This is a genomic window from Streptomyces pactum (genome assembly GCF_002005225.1).
Classification (GTDB): domain Bacteria; phylum Actinomycetota; class Actinomycetes; order Streptomycetales; family Streptomycetaceae; genus Streptomyces; species Streptomyces pactum_A.
This window is the reverse complement of sequence record NZ_CP019724.1, coordinates 3,917,634-3,933,059: the sequence shown is the minus strand read 5'-3', so window position 1 is coordinate 3,933,059 and position 15,426 is coordinate 3,917,634. Positions and strand designations below refer to the sequence as shown.

The 15,426-nt window shown below is 74.3% G+C and carries 14 protein-coding genes; 7 read left to right on the top strand and 7 right to left on the bottom strand.

The features are described from left to right. Nucleotides 1–10 precede the first annotated feature (10 nt). The 3 genes from B1H29_RS16395 to B1H29_RS16385 all read right to left on the bottom strand — a co-directional run bounded on the left by B1H29_RS16395 (nt 11) and on the right by B1H29_RS16385 (nt 2,505). Nucleotides 11–676: a hypothetical protein gene (locus B1H29_RS16395; RefSeq protein ID WP_055418590.1), complete on the bottom strand. Its 666-nt coding sequence runs from the start codon at nt 674–676 to the stop codon at nt 11–13. Then, nucleotides 664–1,203, bottom strand: a complete 540-nt coding sequence (locus B1H29_RS16390; protein ID WP_100048447.1) for a SigE family RNA polymerase sigma factor — start codon at nt 1,201–1,203, stop codon at nt 664–666. Before B1H29_RS16390 ends, B1H29_RS16395 begins: the two co-directional genes overlap by 13 nt. Nucleotides 1,204–1,482: 279 nt before the next feature. Continuing rightward, entirely contained in the window at nt 1,483–2,505 is a 1,023-nt protein-coding gene (locus B1H29_RS16385) for an A/G-specific adenine glycosylase (RefSeq protein ID WP_055418589.1), read from the bottom strand. Between the two features lie 119 nt (nt 2,506–2,624). Here B1H29_RS16385 and B1H29_RS16380 point away from each other — a divergent pair, with 119 nt between their 5' ends. Both B1H29_RS16380 and B1H29_RS16375 read left to right on the top strand, forming a co-directional pair. Then, nucleotides 2,625–4,247, top strand: coding sequence for a sensor histidine kinase (locus B1H29_RS16380; protein ID WP_055418588.1), 1,623 nt, complete (start codon nt 2,625–2,627; stop codon nt 4,245–4,247). Continuing rightward, nucleotides 4,244–4,915, top strand: a complete 672-nt coding sequence (locus B1H29_RS16375; RefSeq protein ID WP_055418587.1) for a response regulator transcription factor — start codon at nt 4,244–4,246, stop codon at nt 4,913–4,915. Before B1H29_RS16380 ends, B1H29_RS16375 begins: the two co-directional genes overlap by 4 nt. 7 nt (nt 4,916–4,922) lie before the next feature. On the opposite strand, the gene B1H29_RS16370 is transcribed toward B1H29_RS16375, so the two are convergent. After that, a complete protein-coding gene (locus B1H29_RS16370) occupies nt 4,923–5,570 on the bottom strand; it encodes a phosphatase PAP2 family protein (RefSeq protein ID WP_055418586.1) in 648 nt (215 codons plus the stop codon). Between the two features lie 175 nt (nt 5,571–5,745). Between B1H29_RS16370 and B1H29_RS38570 the strand changes: the two genes are divergently transcribed. Then, nucleotides 5,746–6,618 (top strand): hypothetical protein, encoded by an 873-nt coding sequence (locus B1H29_RS38570; RefSeq protein ID WP_055418585.1) that lies wholly within the window; start codon nt 5,746–5,748, stop codon nt 6,616–6,618. A gap of 65 nt (nt 6,619–6,683) precedes the next feature. On the opposite strand, the gene disA is transcribed toward B1H29_RS38570, so the two are convergent. Together disA and radA are read right to left on the bottom strand one after the other, a co-directional pair. After that, the gene (gene disA / locus B1H29_RS16355) at nt 6,684–7,808 is read right to left on the bottom strand and encodes a DNA integrity scanning diadenylate cyclase DisA (protein ID WP_055418584.1); all 1,125 of its coding nucleotides are present in this window, start codon (nt 7,806–7,808) and stop codon (nt 6,684–6,686) included. A gap of 81 nt (nt 7,809–7,889) precedes the next feature. Then, on the bottom strand, nt 7,890–9,299 hold the full coding sequence (radA, locus tag B1H29_RS16350; protein ID WP_055418583.1) for a DNA repair protein RadA: 1,410 nt from the start codon (nt 9,297–9,299) through the stop codon (nt 7,890–7,892). Between the two features lie 384 nt (nt 9,300–9,683). Here radA and B1H29_RS16340 point away from each other — a divergent pair, with 384 nt between their 5' ends. Continuing rightward, entirely contained in the window at nt 9,684–11,555 is a 1,872-nt protein-coding gene (locus B1H29_RS16340) for a BACON domain-containing protein (protein ID WP_409350909.1), read from the top strand. A 173-nt stretch (nt 11,556–11,728) separates the two neighbouring features. Here the strand turns inward: B1H29_RS16340 and B1H29_RS16335 are convergent, their stop codons facing one another. Beyond that, nucleotides 11,729–12,541 carry a hypothetical protein gene (locus B1H29_RS16335; RefSeq protein ID WP_055418581.1) on the bottom strand — a complete coding sequence of 271 codons (813 nt, stop codon included), beginning with the start codon at nt 12,539–12,541 and terminating at the stop codon, nt 11,729–11,731. Nucleotides 12,542–12,612: 71 nt separating this feature from the next. Here B1H29_RS16335 and B1H29_RS16330 point away from each other — a divergent pair, with 71 nt between their 5' ends. The 3 genes from B1H29_RS16330 to B1H29_RS16320 all read left to right on the top strand — a co-directional run bounded on the left by B1H29_RS16330 (nt 12,613) and on the right by B1H29_RS16320 (nt 15,319). Continuing rightward, nucleotides 12,613–13,545 carry a Ppx/GppA phosphatase family protein gene (locus tag B1H29_RS16330; protein WP_055418989.1) on the top strand — a complete coding sequence of 311 codons (933 nt, stop codon included), beginning with the start codon at nt 12,613–12,615 and terminating at the stop codon, nt 13,543–13,545. A 236-nt stretch (nt 13,546–13,781) separates the two neighbouring features. After that, nucleotides 13,782–14,711: a TIM barrel protein gene (locus B1H29_RS16325; RefSeq protein WP_079160258.1), complete on the top strand. Its 930-nt coding sequence runs from the start codon at nt 13,782–13,784 to the stop codon at nt 14,709–14,711. Beyond that, nucleotides 14,708–15,319 carry a TetR/AcrR family transcriptional regulator gene (locus tag B1H29_RS16320; protein WP_055418580.1) on the top strand — a complete coding sequence of 204 codons (612 nt, stop codon included), beginning with the start codon at nt 14,708–14,710 and terminating at the stop codon, nt 15,317–15,319. Before B1H29_RS16325 ends, B1H29_RS16320 begins: the two co-directional genes overlap by 4 nt. Nucleotides 15,320–15,426 lie beyond the last annotated feature (107 nt).

Here is a 15,426-nt window from a genome sequence, read left to right as displayed (position 1 = left end):
GCCGTGGGTGTCAGCTCTCCGGTTCGGGGACCGGGGTCGGCACGTTCCCGGCGGCGTTGCTGTAGTCGTTGTGGGTGCGGAACTCCTCGGTGAACCGGCCCGAGGCCCAGCGGTACGTGATCACGTTCTCGCCGGACGGACTGGACACCGGATCGCCCTTCTCGTACACCTGCTTGGTCACCACCAGGTCGCCGCGGTCGATCTCCGCGTAGACCGGCGGCTCCTCGGCCTTGAACACATTCTGGTACGCGCCGTCTTCCTCGCGGTACACGTAACTGCCCACACCCACCGCGTCACCGCACGTCAGCACGTTGACGACGACGTCATCGGCCGACCCCCCGGTCAGCTCCCCGTACGACACGTCGACGGGGTACTCGTCGGCGACGCACGGCTTCAGCTCGCGCTTGACCTCCGCGGAGACCCTGGGGTCGGCCTTGACCAGCCGGACCGGGTCCACCCGGTCGGGGACCTTGGAGGGAGAGGCCGCGGGCGAGGAGGAGGCGGCGCCGCCCACCGCGTCCGCGTGGGCCGGCCCCTCGTCACGGGCGCCGGTGCCGCCCGCGCCGCAGCCGGAGAGGGAAACGCCGAGGGCGACGAACACGGCCACCGCCGTACTCGCCGCCTGCACGCTCTTCCGGGCCTTGCCGGGTGATCGACCGACGGTCAGGCCGCGCAACGCTCCCGCTCCTCACGCTCCAGCGCCCGTGCGTCCAGATCGCGGGCGACCAGCTCCTCGCGGAGCCGGGCGAGCGCCCGGTGCAGCGTGCTCTTGACCGTCCCCGCCGACATGCCGAGGGCGGCGGCGGTCTCCTCCGTTGACATCTGCTCCCAGTGTCGCAGCACCACGACGCTGCGCTGCTTCGGGGCGAGCACCTTCATGACGTCCATCAGCAGGGCGCGGTCCGCGTGCTGCTCGGTGGAGTCGTCCACGCAGGACTCCGGAAGCTGCTCGGTCGGCACCTCCTCCAGCTTCCGGGCCCGCCACCACTCGGTCCGCGTGTTGATCATCACCCGGCGCAGGTAGGCGTCCGCGAGCCGCTTGTCCTCGATGGTGGACCACCGGCGGTACGTCCGCGCCAGCGCGGTCTGCAGCAGGTCCTGGGCGTCGACGGGGTCCGGGACCAGGCGCCGTGCGCTGCGCAGCAGCGCGTCCTGCCGGGTGCGGACGTACTCCTCGAACTCGAGCACCTCGCCCATGGTCAACCGCCTTCCGATCCCCGTACTCCGGCGGTCTGGTCGCCGCCGGGCCACTGCCTGTGGTCCGTAGCCCCCTGTGCCTGGGGGCCACGGAAACGAAGGTAGGCAAGCGTTGTCACGGCGCTGTGCGAAGCAGCCTGCGGCAGACCCTCGGCTGTCCGTCGGTTGTGTAACGGAAGGAGGAACCGGCCAAAACGAAAGCCCACTTGGGGGTGGTAATCGACAATTTGCCCGATATGTGAAATGTCACGGAAGCACCCGCCACCGCTGTGCTCCGGCTGTACGTCAGGTCAGCGGCAGCCGGTACAGCCCGTCCGCCAGCGGCTCCGCCAGACCGTCGGCGACGAGACCGTCCAGGGCCCGGGCGCGCTGGACCGGTTCGTGCCACACCTGGTCGAGGACCGCCTGCGGCACCGGACCGTGCGCCTCCCGCAACACCGCGAGCAGCCGGCCGCGCACCTGCCGGTCGGTACCCGCGTACGTCTGGCCGCGCCGCGGCGGCCCGTCGTGCGCGGGCTTGCCCGCCAGCCGCCAGGCGCACCGGTCCGCGATCGGGCAGCGGTGGCACGACTCGTTCTTCGCCGTGCAGACGAGCGCGCCCAGCTCCATGGAGGCGGCCGCCCAGCGTGCCGCGCGCGCCTCGTCGTCGGGCAGCAGCGCCCGCGCCAGCTTCCGCTCGGCGGCGGTGGTCGCGTTCGGCGGGTACTGCGCACCGGTGACCGCCCGGGCGAACACCCGGCGGACGTTGGTGTCCAGTACGGCGTGCCGCTGGCCGTAGGCGAAGGAGGCGACCGCGGCGGCCGTGTACTCGCCGATGCCGGGCAGCGCCAGCAGTTGGGCGTGATCCGCCGGTACGTCGCCGCCGTGCCGTTCCGTTATGGCCGCGGCGGCGCCGTGCAGGCGCAGGGCGCGGCGCGGGTAGCCGAGCCGGCCCCAGGCGCGGACGGCCTCGCCGGGCGCCTGAGCGGCGAGGTCGGCGGGGCGCGGCCAGCGGGCCAGCCACTGCTCGTAGACGGGCAGGACACGGCTCACCGGCGTCTGCTGGAGCATGAACTCACTGACCATCACACCCCACGCGCCGGCTTCCGGGCGCCGCCACGGCAGATCGCGGGCGTGCTCGTCGAACCAGTCGATGACGGGGGCGTGCAGCGGCACACCGGAGGCGGTCCGCTCACCGGCCGGGACGGCGGCGGAGGCCGGCGCACCGGAGACGGCGGCGGAGGCGGGGGTCCCGGAGACGGCTGCGGAGGCCGGGGCCGCGGCGGGGTCGGAGGGGCCGTTGTACGGGGGCTTCGTGGGCGCAGTCATGACCCTCCGATCCTGCCACGGGAGGACCGCCGCACGGGCGCACCGCCACCCGGTATCGGCCACGACCCCTGACGATCGGCAGGGGCGCCGCCCTGCCCGCCGCTTGTAGCGTCGGCCCCATGGAAGGTACGCGACCGGCCGCCTCGGCGCGCCTCGCCCCCCTCGGCAGAGGCGCTCTGCTCTGGGCCGCCCTCGCCCTCCCCGCGGTCACCGCGGACCGGATCGGGCTGAACGAGCCGCGCTCCCCGGGGCAGCAGCTCGCCGGCCTGGGCGTGCTCGCCGTGGCCGTCGCGCTCTCCCGGCGGTGGCCGCTCGTCGCGTTCGCGCTGACGGCGGGCCTGAGCCTGGCCGCGGCCCCGGCCCTGTTCAGCGTCTCCTACGGCCCCGCCCTCGGCACCCTCGCCCTGCTGCTCGGCCTGCGCGCGCGGCGGCCGCGCCCCGCGGTGGCCGGCTTCGCCGGTGTCGGCGCCGTCGGCACGGCGCGGATCGCGCTGGCCGGAGTCGATCCGGCGCCCGAGTGGCTGGTCATGACGGGCACGCTGCTCTTCGGCTGCGTCTTCCCCTGGCTCGTCGGACGCTACTGGCGGCAGAGCCGGGCACTCGCCGAGGCCGGCTGGCTCCGGGCCGCCAAGCTGGAGGACGAACAGCGGCACGCCGAGGAACGGGCCCGACTCCGCGAACGGGCCCGCATCGCCGAGGACATGCACGACTGGCTCGGTCACGAGCTGAGCCTGCTCGCCCTGCGCGCCGCCGCCCTCCAGGTCGCACCGGGCCTCGCCGCCGGCCACCGCGCCGCCGCGGCCGACCTGCGCGCCGCCGCCGCCGACGCCACCGACCACCTGCACCGCATCATCGGCGTACTGCGCGACGTGTCCGTCGACGACGAGCCCGCACCGCTGACCCCGGCGGGCGAGAGCATCGAGGACCTCGTCGCCCGGGCCGCGGAGTCGGGCCTGACCGTCCGCTGGGAACGGCGGGACGACGCCACCGCCCCGGCCCCGGAACCCGGCGGCATCACCGAACGCCTGCTGCACCGGGTGGCGCGCGAGGCGCTGACCAACGCCGCCCGGCACGCGCCGGGCGCCCCCGTCGTCGTGGCGGTCACCGGGCACGCCCGCGGCACGACGGTCACCGTCACCAACGGACCGGCCGCCCAGGAGGCGTCTCCTTCGTCGGGCGGTTCGGGCCTGCTCGGGCTGCGGGCCGCCGTCGCCTCGGTCGGCGGCGACTTCGGCGCGGGCCCGCACGGGGACGGCTTCCGCGTCCGGGCGTACGTCCCCGCACAGCAGACCCCCGCCCTCGTGCCCGCTTCCCGGCCCGCCCCCTCGGCGCCCTTCGCCCGCGCCCGCCGCCGCGTCGTCCTCGGCCTGGGCGCCGCCGCCGGCGCGGGCGTCGTCCTGGTCGGCGCGGCCTTCGGCTGGTACGCGTACACCGAGACCCACTCGGTGCTCAGCCCCGCCGCGTACGCGGCACTGCGCCCGGGCACGCCGCACGACGAGGTCGCCGACGTACTGCCGGACCGCACGGTCGGCGACCCGCCCGTCGAGCGCGCCCCCGCGCCCCCGGCGGGCGCCGACTGCCGCTACTACCGGTCGAGCGGTGAACTCCTCGTCTCCGTCGACCACTTCCGGCTCTGCTTCGACGGAGCGGGACGGCTGGCCGCCAAGGACGTCATCCCCCGCGCCGGACCGTCCGGCGAGGAACACGAGCCCTACGAGCGATACGAGGAGTACGTACGGTGATCCGGGTACTGCTGGCCGACGACGAGGCGATGGTGCGGGCCGGTGTGCGCGCCATCCTGGCGAGCGGCGGGGAGAGCGAGGTCGTCGCCGAGGCGGGCAACGGCCGCGAGGCGGTCGAACTGACCCTGGCCCACCGCCCCGACGTCGCCCTGCTGGACATCCGCATGCCCCGCCTGGACGGCCTCACGGCGGCCGAGGAGATCGTACGGACCGCCCCCGGCACCGCCGTCGCGATGCTGACCACGTTCTCCGAACAGGCCTACGTCGCCCGCGCACTGGCCGCCGGTGCCACCGGCTTCCTGCTCAAGTCCGGGGACCCCTACGAACTGATGGCGGGCGTACGGGCGGTGGCCGAGGGCGCCGCCTTCCTGTCCCCGAAGGTCGCCCGGTACGTCGTCGAGGACCTCGGCAGGGGCGGAGGCGGCGGCCGGCTCGCCCGCGAGGAACACGCACGGGCGCGCGTGGCGCGGCTCAGCCCCCGCGAACGCGAGGTGCTCGGCCTCGTCGGCGCCGGACTGTCCAACCCCGAGATCGCCGCCCGGCTGCACCTCGTCGAGGGCACGGTGAAGGCGTACGTGAGCGCGGTCCTGGACCGGCTGGAGGTACGCAACCGGGTTCGGGCCGCGATCGTCGCGTACGAGGCGGGACTGGTCGACCCGGACGCCTGAGGCGTGCTCAGCGCCGCCGGTGCGAGGCGGCGTACGCGGTGGCGGGGGCGGCGGCCGGGCCCGGCCCGGTCAGCCACCGCACCGCGGGCGCCGACGACGCGCGCATCGCCTCGGCCAGCCGCGTCGCCGGACGCCTGCCCAGACGTACGGCCGCGGCGGCGACCACGGTGCCGAGCAGCAGCCCGGCGGCGACGTCGTGCGGGTAGTGCACGCCGACGAAGACCCGGGAGAAGGCCATCAGCAGGGCGAGCGGAGCCGTCAGCCAGACGACCGCCCGCCGGACCAGGGCCAGGGCGACGGCCGAGGCACCCGCTATCGTCGCGTGGTTGCTGGGGAAGGACCAGTCACCGGGCGGTGGGCATCCGGCCAGGGACGGCGCCGCCGCGGCGACCGCCCGGCACGGACGGTCCTGCGTGAAGCCGGACTTGAGCAGCTCACTGCACACGTACGCCACCACCGTGGCCAGGGGTGCGAGGGCCGCGATCGCGAACGCGTGGTGACTGTCCCGGCGCGACCGCCACCAGGCGACGACGAACAGCGCGCCGAACACCAGGATGCCCGCCTCCGTCCACACCTCCGCCGTGTGCTGGACCCACGCCGGGGAGTCGTGGGCGAAGCCGGTGATGTCGCGGTACAGCTCGTCGTCGAAGGTCATGCTCACGGACGGTAGGCGGACCGGCGATTCGGTCACACCCTGCGATGGACATGTGCGGCACCTGACGATCGGCAGGGGGTCGGGGGCGGTCTCCGGAATGATGATCCGTAAAAGTTGCGGCCCCGAACGGCGGGTGGGACAGGGGAACGCACCGATCTCTCGTACAGTTTGCGCCGTGGGATCTCTGCGCAATCCGGTCGGGCCGCTTCCCTCCTCCATCTACTGGCGACGGAGGGCCGTACTGCTGTCCCTGTTCGCCCTGTTGGCGCTGCTGATCACGTGGGTCGTGGTCGCCGGCGGGGGTGGCGACGGCAAAGGCCGCGAGGACGGCGCCGACGGCAAGAACCCGGCACCCTCGATCACTCCCGGTCCCTCGGGTTCCGGACCGGCGATCAGTCAGGCGCCGGGCGGCCGCGAGGAGTCGGGAGGCGGGGACTCCAACGGGACGGGCTCGGGGACGGGTTCCGGGAGCGGTGACGGGTCCGGTGCCGGTTCCGGCGGCGGCGAGTCCGGTGGCGACGGCGGCGGGTCCGGTGGCGACGGCGGCGGGTCCGGCGGAGCGGGCAGTGCCGGCGGAGGCGGTTCGGGTGGCGGTTCGGCGACCGGCGTCGGCGCGGGTGACGCGCTGCCGGGTGGCTCGAGTCTGCCCGACTGCACGCCGGGCGCGGTGAAGTTGAGCCTGCGCAGCGTCCGCAACAACTACTCGCCCGGCCAGACGCCCGCCTTCGAACTGACCGCGCGGAACACCTCCAAAAGCGACTGCGAGATCGATCTCGGCCCGAAGCGCGCGGTGTTGACGATCACCCCGGCCGAAGGCGACGACGCCTACTGGTCGTCCGACGACTGCGTCGAGGGCGCGGGCAGCCTGCGGTACCGCGTGGCCGCCGGCAGCGGCATCACCTACACCGTGAAGTGGGACCGGGGGCCGAGCGCCCCCGAGTGCGGGACGCCTCCGGCGGGGTCGGCCAAGGCGGGGACGTACCTGGTGGAGGCCAAGGCGGCCGGCTTCGAGAAGGTGCGGACGTCGTTCGTGCTGAAGAGCGACTGACCGCGCTCAGCCGGTGACCGGAGCCCGGCGGCGCCGCGGCCCCCGGCCGCGCCGCCGCGCCGGCCTCAGACGTACCGCTCCAGAATCGACGACTCCGCCAGCCGCGACAGGCCCTCCCGCACACTGCGCGCCCGCGCCTCACCGACGCCGTCCACCGTCTGCAGGTCGTCCACGCTGGCGGCGAGCAGCTTCTGCAGGCCGCCGAAGTGCTCCACCAGCCGGTCGATGATGGCGCCCGGCAGCCGCGGGACCTTGGCCAGCAGCCGGAAGCCGCGCGGCGACACCGCCGAGTCCAGGGTCTCCGGAGAACCGGTGTAACCCAACGCGCGGGCCACCGTGGCCAGTTCGAGCAGCTCGGCGTGGCTGAGCTTGTCCAGCTCGGCGAGCGCCTCCTCGACCGTGCGCGAGCGCTTGGCGGTCGGCTCGGGCACGTAGTCCCGCACGACCAGCTCGCGCTCGGGCTCGACACCGGCGATCAACTCGTCCAGTTGGAGCGCCAGCAGCCGCCCGTCCGTGCCCAGCTCCACCACGTACTCGGCGATCTCGGTCGCGATGCGGCGCACCATCTCCAGCCGCTGCGCGACCGCCGAGACGTCCCGGACGGTGACCAGGTCCTCGATCTCCAGCGCCGACAGCGTGCCCGCGACCTCGTCGAGCCGCAGCTTGTAGCGCTCCAGAGTAGCCAGTGCCTGGTTGGCCCGGGACAGGATCGCCGCGGAGTCCTCCAGCACCCGCCGCTGGCCGTCGACGTAGAGCGCGATCAGCCGCATCGACTGCGACACGGAGACCACGGGGAAGCCGACCTGCTTGCTGACCCGGTCCGCCGTACGGTGCCGGGTGCCCGTCTCCTCCGTGGGGATCGTCGGGTCGGGGAGCAGTTGCACCCCGGCGCGCAGGATCTTGGACAGGTCCGAGGACAGCACGATGCCGCCGTCGAGCTTGCACAGCTCGCGCAGCCGGGTCGCGGTGAACTCGACGTCCAGCACGAAACCGCCGGTGCACATCGACTCGACGGTCTTGTCGGACCCCAGCACCATCAGGCCGCCGGTATTGCCGCGAAGGACCCGCTCCAGGCCGTCCCGAAGGAGCGTGCCGGGCGCCACCGCGCTCAGGGAGGCACGCATCAGGCCATCGGCACCGGCACTCCCACCGGACTTTCCGGGAGCTGCTGCCCGGTCGTTGGCTGCCACTGCACTCCTCCGGTCGCAGGTTCTTCAGGCGCTCCCGTGTCGCACACTCGGTCGTACGGACGGACGAGACCAGGGCAAAGTCTACCGGCGGTCCGCGTCCTCCCGTGGGGCCTCTCGCCGACGCGAGCGCGGAAGCACCCGCAGGGCGTCCCCTATGTCCGCGACTTCCAGCACCTTCATGCCGTCGGGGACCCTGCCGGGGTCGGTCGGCACCAGGGCGTGGGTGAAGCCCAGGCGGTGCGCCTCGGAGAGCCTGCGCTGCACGCCGGTGACCCGTCTCACCTCACCGGCGAGGCCGACCTCGCCGATCGCGACGAGGTTCTTGGGCAGCGGGGTGTCGCTGGCGGCCGAGGCGAGGGCGAGCGCGACGGCCAGGTCGGCGGCCGGCTCGGAAAGCTTCACACCGCCGACCGTCGCCGAGTAGATGTCCCTTTTGCCCAGGGCGCTGATGCGGCCGCGCTGCTCCAGGACCGCCAGCATCATGGACACGCGGGAGGTCTCCAGACCGGAGGTGGTGCGTCGCGGGGACGGGATCTGGGAGTCGACGGTCAGCGCCTGCACCTCCGCCACCAGCGGGCGGCGGCCCTCCAGGGTGACGGTCAGGCAGGTGCCGGGCACGGGCTCCGCGCGGCGGGTCAGGAACAGCCCGCTGGGGTCGGTCAGGCCGGTGATGCCCTCGTCGTGCAGCTCGAAGCAGCCGACCTCGTCGGTGGTGCCGTACCGGTTCTTGACGCCGCGCACCAGGCGCAGGCGGGCGTGCCGGTCGCCCTCGAAGTGCAGGACGACGTCCACGAGGTGCTCCAGCAGCCGCGGACCGGCGATGGCCCCGTCCTTCGTGACATGGCCCACCAGCAGGGTGGACATGCCGCGGTCCTTGGAGGCGCGGATCAGGGCGCCCGCCACCTCCCGCACCTGCGCCATGCCGCCGGGGGCGCCGTCGATCTCGGGCGACGCCACCGTCTGCACGGAGTCGAGGATCAGCAGCGACGGCTTGACCGCGTCCAGGTGCCCCAGCACCGCCGCGAGGTCGGTCTCGGCCGCGAGGTACAGGTGGTCGTCGATGGCCTTGATGCGGTCGGCGCGCAGCCGGACCTGGCTGGCCGACTCCTCACCGGTGACGTAGAGGGTCTTGTGCTCCTCGCTCGCCGACTTGGCCGCCACGTCCAGCAGCAGCGTGGACTTGCCGACGCCGGGCTCGCCCGCGACGAGCACCACGGCGCCGGGCACCAGACCGCCGCCGAGCACCCGGTCCAGCTCGGGCACGCCGGTCGAGCGGGCGGTCGCCTGACGGCCGTCGACCTGGCCGATGGGCAGCGCGGAGGTGGTGACGCGCCCCGGCGTCGTCGTACGGACCGCGGGTGCGCCGTACTCCTCGACCGTGCCCCAGGCCTGGCATTCGGGGCAGCGGCCGAGCCACTTGGCCGTCTGCCAGCCGCACTCGGTGCAGCGGTAGGACGGCCGTTCCTTGGTGGACTTCGCACGGGCAGCCATGCACGAACCGTAACCGCCCCCACTGACAACGTGTGCCGCGGCCAAGCGCCGTCGTCGCCCGAGGGGCCTCCGGCGCCGGTACGGACCGGCGGTCGGCGCCTCCGCCCCGCCTCCGCCCCGGCGCCGCCGCGGCCGACGGCAGCCGGCCGCACCCGCCCCGACGGCCGACCGGCCCGCCCCACTCGGCACGCACCCCCGGCACCCCGAAGGGACCACCCGGCACCCCGAAGGGACCACCCGGCACCCCGAACGGACCACCCGGCACCCTGAACCGGCCGCGGAACCACAGCCTCCTGTCCCCTTATGAGGGATCGTTTCACCCGTACGGGTTAAAAGTGCCCAACGCGCCAGTTCGCGCCACCCATAGCCCCCTACGGTCGCCGAGTGATGAGGAGCAGTCCGGAGACCACGACCCGCACGACCGGTGCACACCGGGCGCACCGGGAAGCGCGTGACCGCACCGCGGCGCGCACGCTGGCGCAGCGGCCGCCCGCGCGCTACGACGCGCACCTGGACGGCCTGTTCACGTACTGCCTGTCCGTGCTCTGCGACCACGACGCCGCGACCGAGGCCCTGGGCGACGTCCTGGTGCTCGCCGAGCGCCGCGGCCACCGCGCCCCCGGAGCCGCCGGGGACCGGAGGGCCTGGCTGTACGCGCTGGCCCGCTGGGCCTGCCTGCGCCAACTGGCCGAGGCCAAGCAGAAACGTCCGAGCAGCCACGCGGCGGGCCGCCCCGGCGCCGCCCGGCGCCGCCCGGCACCGCAGCAGCCCACGCCCCCGACCGCCGCTCGGAACGGCCGCGACGGACGTGACGCACCCAGCGCACCCGGCGGACGTGACGGACACGGCGCACACGACGCACCCGGCGGACGTGACGGATCTGACGCACACGGCGGACGCGACGGGAACGACGAGGAACAGCAGCGCCACCGCCGCGAACTCGCCCTCCTCGCCTGGCCGGAGGCCGCGGGCACCACCCCGGAGCAGCGCGAGGCCCTCGAACTCGCCGTGCGCCACAACCTCGCCGCCCACGAGGTGGCAGCCGTCCTGGGCATCGACCTGGCCGCCGCCCGTGAACTGCTCGCCTCCGCCGCCTGCGAGGTCGAGCGCACCCGCGCCGCCCTCGCCGTCGTCGAGACCGGCACCTGCCCGGGCGTCGCCCGCCTCACCGGCGACAACCGGTACGTGCTGAGTGCCGCCCTGCGCCGCGAGCTGGTCCGGCACGTCGACGACTGCCCCCGCTGTCGCCGCACCGCCGAGCGCGCCATCCCCGGCCGCTGGCCCGGCACGAGCGTCACCCCCGCCGAACTGCCCGTCCTGGAGGCACCCCGCGCGGCGCTGCACATGGCCATGGCGCACGTCCCGCGCGCGCGAGGCGCGGCCCCCCGCTTCGACCGGCGCGGCTTCCCGATGGATCCCAAGGACCGCGCGGCCCGGCGGGACCGCCTGCGCGCCCGTGCCGTCACCACGACCGTCGTCGCCACCGTCGTCGCCGCCCCCGTGCTCGCCCTGTGGGCGGCCTACCGCGGCACCCCGGTCGTCGAGGGCGAGGGCGGCCGCTCGGCCAGCGCCACCGAGGCGCAGAGCCCCGACGGCCTGGAGGGCGCGTCCGCGGGCGGCGGCTACGGCTACGAGAACGCCGGCAACGCCAGCACCACCCCCGGCACCCGCTTCGGCCGGAACGGCAAGGCCGACGTCTCCGTGGAGGTCGTCAGCGTCTCCGGCGCGGGCGAGAAGGGCACCGGACGCCTGGAGGTCACGGCCGGCCACGACGGCGACACCACGCTCGTCACCCTGACGGCGGCCGGCGACGCACCGGTGCGCTGGTCCGCGTCCACCGGCGCGCCCTGGCTGTACCTGAGCCAGTCGTCGGGCACCCTCGGTCCCGGCGAGACGCTGACGATCAGGGTGTACGTCGACCACCTGCGGGAGCCGTCCGGCCACTGGAGCGCACGGGTGGCCGTCTCACCCGCCGGCGCCGTCGTCTCCATCGAGGGCTACGGCACCGCGCCCAGCCCTTCCCGCCCGGACCCGCGCCCCAGCGGGCCCGACGACTCCCCGCCCCCGTCCGACCCGGGCCCGGACCCGTCCCCGTCGGCCTCGGCGCCTCCCGACCCCACCCCCACGGACGACCCGCCGCCCACCTCGCCCGGCCCGGACCCGACACCGACCGGCGACCCGTCTCCCACCGGCGGCACGGGCGGCTCGTCACCGCCGCCCGGCGAGGGCGGCGACCCGATCCCGTCCACCTCGTAGAACGCGTCGTGCAACGGTGTTCGGCGCACCGGATTCGGTGCACGGTGTTCGGCGGGTTCGCCGCGCGGTGTTCGCCGCGCGGTGTTCGGCGAGCGGGCACACGGCGAGCGGGCACACGGCGAGCGGGCACACGGGGAGCGGGCACTCGGTGAAAGCGGTCCGGTGAACGGGGCTCAGCGGGCCGGGTCCGCCGGATGCGGTGCCACCAGCGGCAACTGCGAGGCCAGCCGCTCCTCGCACAGCTCCACCAGCCGGTCGTAGCCCGCCTTGCCCATCAGCTCGATCAGCTCCGGCCGGTAGGAGACGTACACCGGGTCGCCCGCGCCGTGCGCCGAGGTCGCCGAGGTGCACCACCAGTGCAGGTCGTGGCCGCCCGGGCCCCAGCCGCGCCGGTCGTACTCGCCGATCGACACCTGGAGCACGCGCGTGTCGTCGGGCCGGTCGATCCACTCGTACGTCCGGCGGACCGGAAGCTGCCAGCACACGTCCGGCTTGGTCTCCAGCGGCTCCCGGCCCTCCTTCAGGGCCAGGATGTGCAGCGAGCAGCCCGCGCCCCCGGCGAAGCCGGGCCGGTTCTGGAAGATGCACGAACCCTGGAAGGGCCGGGTCTGCCGGGAGCCCTCGTCGTCCTCGGAGGTCCAGCCGTTCCGCGTGCCCTCGGCGTGGTGCTGCCAGACGTCCGGCGTGAGCCGCGCCACGTGCCCGGCGACCCGCTTCTCGTCGTCCTCGTCGGAGAAGTGGGCGCCCAGCGAGCAGCACCCGTCGTCCGCGCGGCCCGCCTGGATGCCCTGGCAGCCGCTGCCGAAGATGCAGTTCCAGCGGGAGGTCAGCCATGTCAGATCGCACCGGAAGACCTGCTCGTCGTCCGCCGGATCCGGGAACTCCACCCACGCCCGCGCGAAGTCGATGCCCTTCTCGTCGCCCATATTGCGCTTCTTGTCCTTCTTGGCCGACTTTTCGTCCTTCGCCTTTTTCGTCTTTGGCACGGCTCCAGGGTAAGACGCCCGGGCCGGATGACGGCACCGCCGCACTCCCCGCTGGCAGTAGCGTGCCGTACATGAGACTCGGTGTCCTCGACGTGGGTTCGAACACGGTGCATCTGCTGGTGGTGGACGCACACCCGGGCGCGCGCCCGCTGCCCGCCCACTCGCACAAGGCGGAACTGCGCCTGTCCCAGCTCCTCGACGAGGACGGCGCGATCGGCCCCGACGGCGTCGACCGGCTGGTCGCGGTCGTCCGGGAGGCGCTCGAGGCCGCCGAGGACAAGGGCGTCGAGGACCTCCTGCCGTTCGCCACCTCCGCCGTGCGCGAGGCGAGCAACGCCGACGACGTCCTCGCGCGGGTACGGGACGAGACCGGCGTCGAGCTGACGGTCCTCAGCGGCGCCGAGGAAGCCCGGCTCACCTTCCTCGCCGTCCGCCGCTGGTTCGGCTGGTCCGCCGGCAAGCTGCTGGTCCTCGACATCGGGGGCGGTTCCCTGGAGATCGCCTACGGCATCGACGAGGAGCCCGACACCGCCGTGTCGCTGCCGCTCGGCGCCGGCCGGCTGACCGCCGCCCGGCTGCCCGGCGACCCGCCCCACCCGGACGACGTCCGGGCGCTGCGCCGGCACGTCCGCACCGAGATCGCCCGCACGGTCGGCGACTTCAGCCGCTTCGGCGCCCCCGACCACGTGGTCGCCACCTCCAAGACCTTCCGGCAGTTGGCCCGCATCGCCGGCGCCGCCCGCTCCGCCGAGGGCCTCTACGTCCAGCGCGAGCTGAAGCGGGCCTCCCTGGAGGCCTGGGTGCCCCGCCTGGCCGCCATGACCACCGCCGAGCGGGCAGAGCTCCCCGGCGTCTCCGAGGGCCGCGCGAACCAGCTCCTGGCCGGCGCCCTGGTCGCCGAGGCCGCGATGGACCTGTTCCACGTGGAAAGCCTGGAAATCTGCCCGTGGGCCCTCAGGGAAGGCGTGATCCTGCGGCGCCTCGACCACATGGGCCAGGGATAGCGCGCCCGAAGGAGCGCGGGGCCGTGGCGGTGTGCGGCTCCGCCGCGTGGTCGCGACGAGCGACGAGCCACGACGAAGCCGCACCCCGTCCTGTGGCGGTCAGACCCATGGCGGTCAGACCCATGGCGGTCAGTCCTGCGGCGGTCAGTCCTGTGGCGGTCAGTCCTAGTGGCAATCACCACAACGGCGAACGGGCACCCCGCGCCCACCCGACCCCACCCCGTAACCTGGCCCTCGTGGCACAACCAAGGGACGTAGTCCGCATCCCGGATGCGAAGGTCGCCCTGTCGACGGCTTCCGTCTACCCGGAGTCGACGGCGACGGCCTTCGAGATCGCCGCACGCCTCGGCTACGACGGAGTCGAGGTCATGGTGTGGACCGATCCCGTCAGCCAGGACATCGACGCGCTGCGCAGACTCAGCGACTACCACCGGATGCCGATCCTGGCCGTGCACGCGCCCTGCCTGCTCATCACCCAGCGCGTCTGGTCCACCGACCCCTGGGTCAAGCTCCAGCGCGCCCGCGCCGCCGCGGAGAAGCTCGGCGCGTCCGCCGTCGTCGTCCACCCGCCGTTCCGCTGGCAGCGGCAGTACGCCCGGGACTTCGTCAGCGGCATCTGGCGGATGGCGGACGAGACGGACGTGCGGTTCGCCGTCGAGAACATGTACCCCTGGCGCTACCGCGACCGCGAGATGCAGGCGTACGCCCCCGACTGGGACGTGACGAAGGAGGACTACCGTCACTTCACGATCGATCTCAGCCACGCCGCCACCTCCCGCACCGACACCCTCGACATGCTCGACCGCATGAGCGACCGACTCGGCCACGTCCACCTCGCCGACGGCAAGGGCTCCGCCAAGGACGAGCACCTCGTTCCGGGCCGCGGCGGCCAGCCCTGCGCCGAGGTGCTGGAACGCCTCGCGCACACCGGCTTCGACGGTCACGTCGTCATCGAGGTCAACACCCGTCGCGCGATGTCCGGCGCCGAACGCGAGGCCGATCTCGCCGAGGCACTGGCCTTCACCCGCCTGCACCTGGCGTCGCCGGGCTTGTCGGGCCCGTCGGGTACGGCAGGCCCGTCGGGTACGGCAGGCCCGTCGGGCTCGACCCACTCCGCGGGTTCGACGGACTCCGCGGACCCGGCGGGGAAGGCGCACCGGCGGTGAGCGACGCCGCCGGGGGGACCCGACGCCGCGGCCGCCCCCCGCGCACGGAATCCGCCGGCACCCGCGACCGCATCCTCACCGCGGCCCGCGAGGAGTTCTCCGAGCGCGGCTACGAGAAGACGTCCGTCCGCGGCATCGCCAAGGCGGCCGGCGTGGACCCGGCGCTGGTGCACCACTACTTCGGCACCAAGGAGCAGGTCTTCGAGGCGGCCGTCGAGGTCGCCTTCGCACCGGTCCTCGGGGCTCCCGAGACGATCGGCGACGGCCCCCTGGACGGGGTCGGCGAGCGGCTCACCCGCTTCTTCTTCGGCCTGTGGGAGAACCCGGCCACCCGTAAGCCGCTGCTGGCCATCGTCCGGTCCGCCGTCAACAACGACACCGCCGCCGCCGTCTTCCGCCGCCTGATCGCCGCCCAGTTGCTGCGCCGCATCGCCGCCCAGCTCGACCCGCCCGACGCGGAGCTGCGCGCCGAACTGGCGGCCGCGCAGTTGGTCGGGTGCGCGGTGCTCCGGTACGTGATCAAGGCGGAGCCGCTGGCCTCGGCGGACCCGGAGCGGATCATCGCCCGCCTGGCACCGGTCGTACAGGGCCACCTCACCGGACCCTGAGGCCATGCGTCCCACCGGCCCCCGAGGCCACTCGTGAGCCGCCGCGGCCGAGACGGTCGTCCCGCATTCCGGACGGCCTGTCCCGACACCTGGATGAGCGGCGTACG